Raw genomic sequence first — 12598 nt, forward strand, 5'->3', positions numbered from 1 at the left:
CGTCCTTTGATCACTTCGGCGGGATCGCACCCTTGTGTTTTCTGTGGCCATGCACCAACGCCCTCGGGTGATCCACCAAGCATCTGCCAGGTGATTGCCTAATTTCCCCCCACAGATGCACGATGTGACGTCGATGCTGGGGATGCCGCCGCGACTCCACGCCTCCATCCGAGGAAAAAGAGGACGAGCGACATGGACGGACCCGACCGCATGGACGAGCAGCTGCGCGCCCTGGGACTGGTGGAGGCCCAGCGCAAGGCCGCGGCCCTGTTCGCGGAGGTCGAGGCGCGGGGCCTGGTGGCCCCGGGGGCCGGCGAGCGGGAGGTCAGCGACCGGATCCGGGACCTGGCGAACGAGATGTTCGGCACCACAAAGCACTGGCACAAGCGCATCGTGCGCTCCGGCCCGAACACGGTCTTCCCGTACAAGGAGAACCCGCCGGACCGGATCATCGGCGAGGACGACATCGCCTTCGCCGACTTCGGCCCGGTCTTCGAGGAGTACGAGGCGGATTTCGGCCGTACCTTCGTCCTCGGCGACGACCCGGTCAAGCACCGCCTCCGCGACGACCTGCCGAGGATCTTCGCGGCGGGCCGGGAGATCTTCCGGGCGGACCCGCGGATCACGGGCCGGCAGCTGCACGCCGGGGTCGAGGCCCTCGCCGCCGAGGCCGGCTGGAGGCTGGGCGGCTGGCACGCGGGCCACCTGGTCGGGGAGTTCCCGCACGAGAGCGTCGACGGCGCCCGGGCCGAGTCGTACATCACCCCGGACAACGACCACCCGGTCCGCCGCACGGACCGCGCCGGGTGGCGCTGCCACTGGATCCTGGAGATCCACCTCGTCGACGACCAGCACGGCTTCGGCGGCTTCCACGAACAGCTGCTGGACCTGTCCTAGTCAGCCGAGGAGGACGAGACGGGCCGGAGCGCCGTCCGTCCAGGTGTCCGGGAGCGCGGCCAGCGCGCCCCCTGCGGCGGCCCCGCGCAGGAAGGCCGCGCCGTGCCCGGCGAGGATCCGGGCCTCCGGCCCCTCCCAGGCCACGGGCACCAGCCGGGTGATCCCCGGGGCGGGGCCCAGCCGCCCGCGCACCGGTACGGCCGGCAGCGGGGCGGGGCGGCGCCCGGACAGGCCGGCGAGCAGCGGGCCGAGCAGGGTGTGGGCGGCGACAAGGGCCGCGTACGGGTTCCCGGGCAGCCCCACCACCCAGCGCCGGGCGGCGCCGAGCCGGGCCAGCAGCATCGGATGTCCGGGGCGGCAGGCCACCGTGTCGACGGCCCACCGCGCCCCGGCCCCGCCGAGGAGTCCGCGCAGCTGGTCGGTGGCCCCGACGGACGTGGACCCGGTGACGACGACCACCTCGGCGTCCGCCACCCCGAGGACCTCCCGCGCCAGCAGCCCCGCCGGCCGGTCCGGGACGTACCGCACCCCGGCGGCCTCACCGCCGAGCTCGGTCACCAGCCCCGGCAGCAGCGGGCCGAGGGCGTCCCGTACCCGCCCGGGCCCCGGCCGACCGGTGCGGTCCAGCTCGTCCCCGGTGACCAGTACCCGTACCCGGGGCCGGGTGTGCACCGCGAGGGTGTCGTGCCCGCAGGACGCGGCGAGCCCGAGCAGCGCCGGCCCGACCCGGGTCCCGGCCGGGGCGAGCGGGGCACCGGCCGGGGCGTCCTCGCCCGCCCGGCGGACGTGCCGGCCCGGCGGGAGCACGGGGCCGGACACCAGGCCGCCCGCGGCGGAGGCCAGTTCCAGGGGCAGGACGGCGTCCGCGCCCGCCGGGACCGGGGCCCCGGTGGAGATCCCGACGGCCTCCCCGCCGCCGAGCCGCCCCTGCCAGGCGGCTCCCGCCCGGACCTCTCCCCGTACCCGCCAGGGCCCCGGGCCGGCGACCGCGTACCCGTCCATGGCGGCGGTGTCGAAGGCCGGGAGGGGGTGCGGGCTGCGCAGCTCCCCGGCCAGCGTCAACCCGCCGGCCCGGCCCAGCGGCACCACCCGCACCGGCCCCGCCACCGCAGCGCCGTACGCCAGCTCCCGGGCGCGCTCCCAGGACACCGCCGTGGCGGACGAGGTGGAGGCGCGGGCGGGGGCGGTCGTCGAAGTCGGCATGGCGGCACTGTGCCGCGGCGGCTTTTCCGGCTCCTGCCGGGCGGGTTGCCGTTGTGCACCGGCTCGCTCACGCCCGGCCGCCTACGGCTGTGAGCGGCCCTCCGCCGACGGGGGCCCCGCCGGTACGATCGGCACCATGCCTCCGGAGGGCCTCGCCGATCCCCGCCCCGCCGACCGGAGCGATGCGCCTGCCCGCCGGATTTCCGCTAGACTGGACCGTTTTGTCGCAGCGGGCAGCGGGCAGCGGGCAGCGGGCAGCGGGCAGCGGGCAGCGGGCAGCGGGTCGTCCTCGTCGCCGTCCGGTCGGCCGGGGCGCTGCACCGGCTCCTCGACGTCCTGCCCGTCTTCGAGGGTGACGAGCGGATCTCCGTACGGTTCACCCTCGTCCCGGGATCCGCGTTCGATGTGGACGCCCTCGCCGCCCTGGAGCGGTCCGGCGCCCGCACCGTCCCCTGGGACGAAGCCCGCGCCGCCCGGCACGACCTGGTCCTGACCGCCAGCCCGAAGGGCGAGCCGCGGGCCCTGTCCGGCCCCCGGGTGCTGCTGCCGCACGGCGCGGGCTTCAACAAGGCGGTCGGCGGGGAGGGTTCGCCGCGCCTGCCGTCCGGCCTCGACCCCCACTACCTGCTCGCCGGCGGCCGGCCCTGGGCCTCCCTGCACGCGCTGGCGCACGAGGACCAGCTGTCCCGGCTCGCCGAACACTGTCCCCCGGCCGCCGCCCGGGCCACGGTGGTGGGCGATCCGACCCTGGACCGGATGCTCGCCTCCCTCGCCCACCGCGAGGACTACCGCCGCGCCCTGGGCACCGGCGCGCGCCGGCTGGTCGTGCTCAGTTCCACCTGGGGGCCGGAGTCGCTGCTCGCCCGGCGGCCGGAACTGCCGGGCGAGCTCATCGGCCGGCTCCCCCACGACGCCTACCAGCTCGCCCTGGTCCTCCACCCCAACGAGCACAGCCGGATCGGCGCCTTCGACCTCTCCCGGCAGCTCGCTCCCGCCCTGCGCGCGGGCCTGGTGCTGGCCGGACCGTACGAGGAGTGGGCCGCGCTGCTCGTCGCGGCCGACGGGACCGTCACCGACCACGGCTCGACCGCCCTCTACGCGGCCGCCCTGGGCCGCCCCGTCGTCGGTGCCTACGACGGCGGGAGCGAGCTGCTCCCCGGCAGTCCCATGGCCCGCCTCCTCGGTCTCGCGCCCCGGCTCCGTACGCCCGCCGAGCTGCCGGAGCTGCTCGAAGCGGCCGAGGCCCTCGACACCCGGGCCTGCGCGGAGGCGGCCTTCGCCCTGCCGGGGCAGGCCCTGCCGCGCCTGCGCGGGGCGCTGTACGAGCTGCTGGGGCTGCGGCCGCGCGCGGTCCCCGCGGCCCCGCGTCCGCTCCCCGGGCCCGCCGCGCCGCCACCGGCGCCCGTGGCCTTCGCGGTACGGGCCGAGGTGCGCGGGCACCGCGTCGGTGTCACCCGGCTGCCCCCGACCACCTCCGAGCCGGTCCATCACCTCGCGGCCGAGCACCCCGGGGCCGACGGCCGGCTCCTGCAGTCCGCGTCGGTGCTGTGGCGCCGCCCCGGCCCCGGCCCGGCCCCGCACTCCGCCCACTCCAGCACCTGGACCGCCGCCGGCTGGACCGCGCAGGTGCTGGAGGAGGCTCCGCAGTGCGGGACCGCCGCCGTGCTCATCACCCCGGAGCGGTGCCTCCTGCGGCACCGCTCGGCGGGGACCCTCAGCGTCCGCGTCGAGCCGTACCGGTCCGCCGGGCGCGTCGTGCGGGCCGACGCGGCCGCCGTGGTCTCGGCGGTCCACGCCTGGCTGGGCGGCACCTCCCGGGGCGTACCGCCGGTGTCCCTCGTCTGCGAGGCGGGCCCGCTCACGGTCCGCGTCGAGGTGGGCCCGGCCGACGGGGCGGACCTCGACTACGAGCTCTGACCGCTGTCGCCCGCCGCGCCCGACCGTACGGCCAGCTCCCGCGCGGCCGTCCGGTGCTCCTCGGCCTCGGCGGGCCGGCCCAGCTCCTCGCAGAGGGCGGCCAGTTCCTCCCGTACGCGTACCTCGTCGGTGGCGGCGCCCCGGGCGCGGGCGCTGTCCAGGGCCGCGCGCACCGGTGCGTCGGCCTCCTGCGCGCGCCCGGCGCGCCGCAGTGCCCGGCCGAGTTCGAAGCCGGTCCGCGCCGTCATCCGCTCCCGGTCCTGCTCCCGCGCCATGGCGTGCGCCTCGCCCAGCAGGACGACGGCCCGCCCGGGTTCGTCCTGGCTGAGCGCGGTGCGGCCCAGCAGGTACGTCTGGAGCAGTACGCCGTACGCGTTGCCGATCTCCGCGTGGACGCGCCGGGACTCCTCGAAGTCGGCGGTGGCGCCGGCCCAGTCGCGCGCGGCGGACCGCAGCAGGCCCCGGAACTCCACCGCCGACGCCTTCAGACGGCGTTCCGGCGCGGACTCCCCCAAAGTCCCGGCCGCGCCGAGCGCCTGCCGCAGGTGCTGTGCGGCCTCCTCGTGGCGGCCCTGTTCCCACAGCGGCCTGGCCAGCTGGCAGCGCATGCGGACCATGGCCGGCAGGTGTTCCGTGCGGTCGGCGGCGGCGACGCCGGTGCGGAAGGCGTCCGTCGCGTCGGCGTAGTGCGGGTGGTCGAGGAAGTGGGTCCACAGCGGTTCGCACAGCGCCCAGGCGTCCTCGTACCGCTCCGTCTCGAAGGCCAGCCGGACGCAGCCGTAGAGGGCGAGGCGGTGCGCCTCCAGCCAGCGCAGGGCCTCCGCCTTGGTGGTGAAGCCGGCGTCCGGTACGCCCTCGGCCGCCGGCGGCGCGGCGGCGAAGGTCATGCGCGGCCCGGCCGCCAGCAGGTCCGCCAGCGCGGCCTGCCGCCGGTACCAGCGGATCAGCGCATGGGCCGCCCGTACGCGGTCGGCGCCCCCGGGGTCGACCTGGCGGGCGCGGCGCTCGGCGTGGCCGCGCAGCAGGTCGTGCGTCCGGTAGCCCTCGGGCCGCAGTTCCAGCAGCCCGGCCGCCTCCAGTTCCTCCAGGGCGTCCTCGGCCTGTTCGAGCCCGCCGCCGAGGAGCGCCGCGGCGGGCGGCGCGGTGACGGCGGGTGCGGGGTGCTGCGACAGGAGCCGGTAGAGCCGGGCAGCCTCGGGTCCGAGGCCCGCGTACGCCGCGTCCCACACGGCCTCGACCATGGGGATGCCCCTCTCGTGCAGCTCGGCGCTGAGCCCGGCGACCAGCCGGGACAGGCTGCGGCGGCGGTACTTGCGCACCCACTGTCCGGCCACCTGGAGGGCGGCGGGCAGTCCGCCGCAGCCGTGGGCGAGCCGGAGGAGCGCGTCGGGGTCCTCGGTGAGCCTCGGGTCGTCCACGATGTGCGCGAGGAGGCGTACGGCGTCGTCCACGGTCAGCGGGGCCACGGGCACCTCGACGGCGGCCACTCCGTCGAGGTCGTGCAGCGGTCCCTGGCTCGTGACGATGGCCAGGCTCCCGTCGGAGGCGGGGAGCAGGGGCGCGGCCTCGGTGCCGTAGCGGGCGTTGTCGATGACGACGATCAGCCGCTTGCCCCGGGTCCTGGTCCAGTACTGCTTCGAACGGCCCGCGAAGGTCCGCTCCAGCCAGTCGGGGGCCACGCCGAGGCCGCTCAGGAGCTCCCCGAGGGCGTCGGCCACCTCCACGACGCCGTCGCGGCGGAGGTCGTCGAGGTCGACGTACAGCACTCCGTCGGGGTAGCGCTCGCTCAGCCGGCGGGCCGTGTGGAAGCCGAGGGCGGTCTTGCCGATGCCGCCGATCCCGGTCAACGCGACGGTCAGCGGCCCGCGTTGGGCCGGGTGTTGCTCGGCCGCCCGGGCGATGCGTGCCAGCTCGGCGTGCCGGTTCTCGAAGTGCCGGAGCGCGGGCGGCAGCTGGAAGGGCGTCGGCGGGGCCGCCGCTCCGTGCAGGTGCTGGTGCAGCTCCCCGATGCGTCCGGCCTGGACGACCACGTCGGCCCGCCCGTCCAGACTGTTGCGTGTCTCCTCGGCCATTCCCCAACCCTACGGCCACACCCGCACCCTGACGCTGCGACAGCATGGGGTTCCGGCCACGCCCTCCCCGCTCCTATGGTGTCCGCAGCGGACGATTCAAGGAGCGTTTCCATGGACCCGATCACGGCGGCAGCCCTCGCAGCACTGGCGGGAGGTCTCGGCGGCGAGGCCGGACGCCAGGCGTGGCAGGGCCTGGTCACCCTCGTCCGGCGCCCCTTCCGGCGCGGCGGGGCCGAGGAGGCGCCGGACGCTGCGGGCCCGGGCGAGCTGGAGCTCGTCTCCCTGGAGGGCGCCCCCTCCGATCCGGCCCGCGCCCAGGCGCTGGCCACCGCGCTGGGTGTACGGGCGGCCCTGGACGGGGAGTTCCGGGGGCTCCTGGAGGACTGGTGGGCGCGGGCGCGGACGGTCGACGCGTCGGGCGACACGCACAACCAGGTCAGCGGCCAGGCCGGTCAGGTCATCCAGGGCCGGGACTTCGGCAGCCTCACCTTCAACGTGCACGGCTCCCGCCCGGCCTCCGACTGACCCGCCTCCGGCCGCCGCCCCCCTCGGATCCTTGGGGGGCGGGAGCCGTTCGTCATGCCGTCGTCACTGCCGCGTACGGTCGGCGCCCGCCGTCGGGGTGTCGTCGAGGAACCCGCCCGACTGGTGCTGCCAGAGCTTCGCGTACGCCCCGTCGCCGGCGAGCAGCTCCTGGTGCGTGCCCTGTTCGACGATCCGTCCGCGGTCGAGGACGACGAGCCGGTCCATGCCCGCGACCGTGCTCAGCCGGTGGGCCACCACGAGCGCCGTCCGGCCCTCCATGAGCCGCCACAGCGCGTCCTGGACGAGGATCTCGCTCTCGGAGTCCAGGGCGCTGGTCGCCTCGTCGAGGAGCAGGATCGGGGCGTCGCGCAGGATGGCCCGGGCGAGGGCGACCCGCTGGCGCTGTCCGCCGGACAGCTTGATCCCGCGTTCGCCGACCATGGTGTCGAAGCCGTCCGGGAGGGCGTCGGCGAATTCCGTGACGTGCGCGGCCTCGGCCGCGCGGCGGATCTCGGCGTCGGTGGCGTCGGGCCGGGCGAAGGCGATGTTGTCGCGCAGGGTGCGGTGGAACATCGCCGGGTCCTGGGGGACGTAGGCGATCAGGCTGCGCAGGTCGGCCTGGCGCAGCCGGCTGATGTCCTGGCCGCCGATGAGGATCCGGCCGGCGTCGATGTCGGTCATCCGCAGGAGCAGCCGGGTGAGGGTGGTCTTGCCGCCGCCGGACCGGCCGACGAGGCCGATCCTCGCCCCGCCGGACACGGCGAGGTCGAGGCCTTCGAAGAGCGGTCGGGCGCCTCCGTGGGTGAAGGTCACCCGCTCGAAGCGGACGTCGGCGTTCTCGGAGAGCAGCGGTTCCGGGCACGGCGGGTCGAGCACGGTGGGCGGCGTCATCAGCAGTTCGGTGAACTGCGCGGCCTCCGTCATCGAGCTCTCCAGGCGGCGGTAGATCTGGTTGAACTCGAACATGATCCGCGTGGCGTGGGAGTAGTAGGTGAAGGCGACGACGACCGCTTCGACCCCGTGCCCCGACCCGGCGAGGGCGATGGCGACGAGCAGGCCCAGCGCGTTGGTCAGTACGGACATCGGGGCGACGATCGTGTCGATGCGCAGGTTGCCGTAGTCCCAGGACCGGAGGGTGAGCCGCCGTGACTCGGCGACCCGCGAGCGGTGTTCGGCGGCCTCGCGGCCCTCGGCGGCGAACGCCCGGACGGTGTCCATGTTCATCAGGCTGTCGGCGACGTGGCCCGACACCTTGGCGATGGCTTCCTCCCGCTGGTCGACGAGGCGCTGCCGGCGCCGGATCAGGGGGCGTACGAGCAGGGCCGCCAGCGCGATCATGGCGAGGAGTCCGACGACGAGCAGCGGTTCGTACTGCCACAGGACCACCGATCCGAAGAGCAGCGGCACGAACTTGCCGACGACGGAGAAGGTGAGGGTGTCGACGAACTCCTCGAAGCGGGAGGCGAAGCTCAGGACCCGTTTGGTGAGGGATCCGGCGAAGTTGTCGTGGAAGAACGCGGCGTCCTTGGCGAAGAGTTCGTCCATGCCGGCGACGTAGAGGTGCTCGATGCCGAGGGCGTCGACACGGTTCAGGCAGTGCAGGCCGACGCGCCACAGGGCCTCGCCGCACAGCAGCACCGCGGCGAAGGCGACGACGTAGGGCAGCATCTCCCCCATCTCCACACCTGCGCCGCTGCCCGTGTCCCGTGCGATGCGGCCGACGAGCTTCGCGACGACCAGGGGGGCGATGTAGTCGATGCCGATGTTGCCCAGTGCCGGGAGCAGCATCGCGGGCACGGTCAGCCACCGGAGCCGGCCCAACTCCCTTCCGTAGTAACGAAGTGCGAGCAGTACCGAACCCCTGCCCGGCGAACTCTTGCGCGAATCTGGCGTATCCATCGCAACCCTGCTTTGTCGGACCCATTGGACAGGATCCGCAGTGTCCCGCGACGCGCCCCGCACCGTCCAAGCGTTTTCCGGAGGCGCCGGCCCGGGACCGGCCTAGGTCCTGTCGTCGAGGGTTGCCGGGGTCGGGCCGTCGGGGCGGACGGTGATGCTGTAGGCGGCCTTGTCGGGGACGGAGCGGAAGCGCGGGGTGTGGGCGGGCAGCAGGTGTTCGAGGAGGACGGTCGTCTCGCGGAGCGCGAACTGCAGGCCCAGGCAGGCCCGGGGGCCCATGCCGAAGGGGAGGTAGCTCCCGGGGTGGGCGGGGCGCCGGCCGGGGGTGGTGAACCGTCCCGGGTCGAACCGTTCGGGGTCCTCCCAGAGGCCGGGGTCCCGGTGCGTGAGGTAGGGGCAGACCAGCAGGTCGGTGCCGGCTTCGATCGCGTACCCGGCGAGGACGTCGTCCTGCGCGGCGGAGCGCGGCAGTATCCAGGCGGAGGGGTAGAAGCGCAGGGTCTCGTGGACGAGGGCCTGGACGGCCCGGCGGCGCTCGGGCGAACCCTCGGCGCCCGCCGCGAGGGCCTGCTCGCGCGCCTCGGGGTTGCGGTCCAGCAGGAGGTAGAGCCAGGTCAGGGTGGAGGCGGTGGTCTCGTGTCCGGCGACGAGCAGGGTGACGAGCTCGTCGCGGATCAGCCCGTCGGTGTACTCGGGGCGCGTTCCGGCCGCCTCCAGCAGGACGTGCAGCAGGCCCGGGCCGTCGGGGCCGGGTGCGCCGTCGCGGGCGGCGGCGATGGCCCGGCTCGCGACGGCGTCGATCCTGGCCAGGTCGTCGGCGACGGCCCCGCGGGCGGCCGCGCCCTCGGCGGGCAGGCTGGGCAGGGCGGCCACGACGGCGGGCACGGCGGCCAGTTCGCGTTCCGTGCCGGGGTCGAGGGGGTGCCCGGTCAGGGACCGCCAGATGGTGTCGAGGGCGAAGCGGCGCATCTCGTCGCCGACGTCGAAGACCTGCCCGGTACGGGCGTACGCCGCCCAGCGCGCGGCGGCGGCCCTGGCGGCCCCGTCGATCCGCTGTTCGTAGCGCCGCATGCCGCGGCCGGTGAACTGCGACTGGAGCAGCCTGCGTTGCCGCTGCCAGGCCTCACCCGTCGCGCACAGGACGCCGTCACCGAGGAGCAGCCGCGCACGGTGGCTGCGCTTGACGTACCGGTCGGGGTGGTGCGCGAGCACGTGCTGCACGGCCTCGGGGGCGGTGACCAGCACACTCGGGCCCGGCCCGAGCCGGAACGCGGCGACGCCCCCGAGCTGTTCCCGCGCCCGCGCGAACAGCTCGACGAGCTCCCCGCCCCCGTCCTTCCACTCCCCGACGACCGCGGGGTCCAGCTCGGGCACCCGGCGGCCCGCCGGGGACTGACTCGCGAGGAAGCCGGGGCTGGCAGGGGTGGCCACGGATCTGCTCCTGTTCGGCGGCGCTACGTCGTCACGAACCCGACACGGACATCACGCACTGTAGGCGCCCCACCGCGCCCCGCGACACCCCGCCCGCCCCCCGCGCGGCACACCGGCGCGGATCAATTCACGGGCTACCGCCACACGTTGCGGCGGTCTCAGGTCGTCGCGAGCACCGCGTCGATGAGGTCCCGGGCGGCCTGTCCGTACACGGCTGAGGGCTGGAGGAGCCCGAACGCCTTGCGGAACAGAGCAAGCCGCTCGTGATCGGTGATGGTCTCGCCGCCGCGGTAGCCCTCGACCTCGACCCTGCTGTCGTCGAAGATCGAGAATCCGCCTCCCGGGTGCACCAGGAGGCGCGCGCGGGCCGGGACGATCCCGAGGGAGAGCCCCGGCAGGTCCGTCGCGTCCAGCAGCCGCCGGAGCTGGTCCCGCATCACTTCGGGCCCGCCGAGGCGGGTGTGCAGGGCCTGTTCGCCCAGCAGGATGTGGAAGGTCCGGCCTTCCTGCCCGATGTACCGCGCGCGAGCCGTACGGGCGGCCACTCCTGCTTCGATGTCGTCGGGAATCCCGTAGAAGTCGACGACGAGCCGCAGGACGGCGGCGGCGTACGCCGGCGTCTGCAACACGCCCGAGACCAGCTCCGGGCTGTAACCGACGTACGCGCGCGTGGTCCTGACAAGGTCCAGGAAGCCCTGCTGCACGGGGCCCGTTCCCGTACGGAGCAGGCCGTCCCAGTCCGGCGCGGCATCGGGCCGAGGAATCGTCATGCCGCGATCGTGCCAGCACCGCGCCCCCGGGGCGGACGGTTCGGCAACATCCGCACCGGGTTCCGGCGGCGCGGGGGCCGCCGTGGCGCCGGACTCCTTCACACGAGGTTCTTCTCCATGGCCGCGAGGTAGTTCTTGACGGGGTGGTCACGCAGGGCGTCGCCGGCGGGGGCAAGGAGGTCCGCGGTGGCGCCCTTGACCCGGTCGGCCAGTGCGCTCGTCAGCGGCATGGAGGAGCGGATGCGGCCGCCGGCGTCGATGTAGTGCAGGGTGTCGACGTGGGTGTAGGCGGGCTCGGGCGGCAGTTGCGGGACGATGTCGTTGTTGTTGACGTAGCGGTGCAGGCGGTCCTTGAAGCCCTTGTTGCAGGAGGCGGCCAGGAGCCGGTCGCAGGTGCGGGGCTGGCCGTAGGTGTAGATGCCGTCGGCCTGCAGGCGCGGCTCCTCCAGGTACATGCGGCAGCCGGCGAGCATCGCGAGTGCGCCGCCGAGGCTGTGGCCGGTGAACCACACGCTCTGGTCGTTGTCCCGGAAGTCGGCGAGCGCGTCCCTGACGGTGGGGAAGACCGAGTCGAGGGCCCGGCCGAAGCCGTAGTGGATGTAGCCGGTCCTGCCCGGTCCCGGCCACGGGGGTGTGGTGGCGTCCGAGAGCCAGTCCCGGATCTGCGCGGGCTCGGTGCCCCGGAATCCCGTGATGATCATCTTGTCGCTGGCGATCGTGTACGCCTGGGTGTCCTCCAGCGGGAACGGCGGGGTGAACCGGGTGTGGTGGTGACGCACCCGGCCGAAACCCCATTCGCGGGCTTCGGCATCGATGGTGGCCTCGTCCTTGTAGGCGAGGTCGGCGGCCCGGACCATCCAGTACGCGAGCTGGGGGCTGTGCTTCTTGGCGGTGTGGTCGATCGTCGACGGTACGGACACGACTTCTCTCCCGGCCATGGCGAGTGGTTGGGACCGTCCGCGGAGCAGCCCGCGGACCGATGTCGCCCGGCCCGGTCGCGGGCCGAAGGGCCGGCCCCGGTCGGCCGGGCAAGCAGACGCTAGCCGGGAGCCGGTGCGGTACCCGGCTCCCGATCTCCGGCCGATGCGCAGGAACGATCCCTCGTCACCCGGACGGACCGGGGCTGCTCACCTCCCTCACCGCCGCAGGGTCCGGTTCGACTCGGCGATCCGCCCGGCGTGGTAGCGGATGCTGGGGTCGATGGTGCGGGCGTCCGGCGGCAACGCGTCCGCCTGCGCCTTGATCTTGTCGGTCAGTACGGGCTGGTCCGCACCGGTGAGCCGCAGAACGCCGCGAGTGACACTGGCCGCGCCCAGGACCCGCAGTGTGCCCGGCGCGTCGCTGAGGCCGTTGACCTCCGTGCCGTCCGGTCCGAGTACGGCGACCAGCCGGGTGCCGGAGCCCAGCAGTGCGGCTGCGCCGCCGGGGTAGTCGGCCTCCTGGCCGATGGTGTGGACGATGCGGCTGAAGGTGGCGGGGCGGCCGAATCCCATTCGGCGCGCAGCCCCTTCGGGTCCAGGGCGCCTTCCGGGCCCCTGGGGTAGTCGGCACCGAGTCTCGCCGGGCGGGCGCCCCAGGTGACCCGACGGGTGACGTAGTGGGCCTGTTCGACCTCGAAGGCACCCCCCGCGCCGCCGCCTACGACGAGCAGGTCGTCGTCCGGACGGTAGCCGGCGCTGGTGTTCTGCCCGCCGTACTGGACCCGGTGTGCCCGGACGAGGGCGTCGAGGCCGGTCAGTGTCTGCGGCGGAAGGGTGGTGCGGTCGACGGTCTCGCCGCTCGCGGTCAGGATGACGGCGTCGGTCATCGGGTGGACCGAGTAGGGGGAGTCTAGGTCGGTGACGAACTCGGCGTTGTCGCAGTGCATGGGACCCAGGTCGAAGC

10 protein-coding genes are annotated in these 12598 nt (G+C 74.8%); 3 read left to right on the plus strand and 7 right to left on the minus strand.

Annotated features, from left to right (window positions below; translation table 11 throughout):
- Positions 1-192 precede the first annotated feature (192 nt).
- A complete protein-coding gene (locus OOK31_RS05165) occupies positions 193-897 on the plus strand; it encodes a M24 family metallopeptidase (protein ID WP_267011121.1) in 705 nt (234 codons plus the stop codon).
- Here the strand turns inward: OOK31_RS05165 and OOK31_RS05170 are convergent, their stop codons facing one another.
- On the minus strand, positions 898-2100 hold the full coding sequence (locus OOK31_RS05170; RefSeq protein WP_267011122.1) for a molybdopterin molybdotransferase MoeA: 1203 nt from the start codon (positions 2098-2100) through the stop codon (positions 898-900).
- 405 nt (positions 2101-2505) lie between these two features.
- Here OOK31_RS05170 and OOK31_RS05175 point away from each other — a divergent pair, with 405 nt between their 5' ends.
- Positions 2506-4017: a translation initiation factor 2 gene (locus OOK31_RS05175; RefSeq protein ID WP_267011123.1), complete on the plus strand. Its 1512-nt coding sequence runs from the start codon at positions 2506-2508 to the stop codon at positions 4015-4017.
- Here the strand turns inward: OOK31_RS05175 and OOK31_RS05180 are convergent.
- Entirely contained in the window at positions 4005-6089 is a 2085-nt protein-coding gene (locus OOK31_RS05180) for a hypothetical protein (RefSeq protein ID WP_267011124.1), read from the minus strand. The genes OOK31_RS05175 and OOK31_RS05180 overlap by 13 nt on opposite strands.
- A 111-nt stretch (positions 6090-6200) precedes the next feature.
- On the opposite strand from OOK31_RS05180, the gene OOK31_RS05185 reads away from it, so the two are divergent.
- Positions 6201-6614, plus strand: a complete 414-nt coding sequence (locus OOK31_RS05185) for a hypothetical protein (protein ID WP_267011125.1) — start codon at positions 6201-6203, stop codon at positions 6612-6614.
- Positions 6615-6677: 63 nt separating this feature from the next.
- Here OOK31_RS05185 and OOK31_RS05190 read toward each other — a convergent pair whose 3' ends face one another.
- From OOK31_RS05190 to OOK31_RS05210, 5 genes are all read right to left on the minus strand, one after another.
- Positions 6678-8513: an ABC transporter ATP-binding protein gene (locus OOK31_RS05190; protein ID WP_267011126.1), complete on the minus strand. Its 1836-nt coding sequence runs from the start codon at positions 8511-8513 to the stop codon at positions 6678-6680.
- Positions 8514-8615: 102 nt separating this feature from the next.
- On the minus strand, positions 8616-9944 hold the full coding sequence (locus tag OOK31_RS05195) for a cytochrome P450 (RefSeq protein ID WP_267011127.1): 1329 nt from the start codon (positions 9942-9944) through the stop codon (positions 8616-8618).
- A 158-nt stretch (positions 9945-10102) separates the two neighbouring features.
- The gene (locus tag OOK31_RS05200; protein WP_267011128.1) at positions 10103-10714 is read right to left on the minus strand and encodes a DUF5753 domain-containing protein; all 612 of its coding nucleotides are present in this window, start codon (positions 10712-10714) and stop codon (positions 10103-10105) included.
- A gap of 98 nt (positions 10715-10812) precedes the next feature.
- On the minus strand, positions 10813-11634 hold the full coding sequence (locus OOK31_RS05205) for a lipase family protein (protein ID WP_267011129.1): 822 nt from the start codon (positions 11632-11634) through the stop codon (positions 10813-10815).
- A gap of 216 nt (positions 11635-11850) precedes the next feature.
- Positions 11851-12207: a hypothetical protein gene (locus tag OOK31_RS05210; protein WP_267011130.1), complete on the minus strand. Its 357-nt coding sequence runs from the start codon at positions 12205-12207 to the stop codon at positions 11851-11853.
- Positions 12208-12598: the final 391 nt, after the last annotated feature.

Source organism: Streptomyces sp. NBC_00249 (assembly GCF_026342355.1).
Classification (GTDB): Bacteria; Actinomycetota; Actinomycetes; order Streptomycetales; family Streptomycetaceae; genus Streptomyces.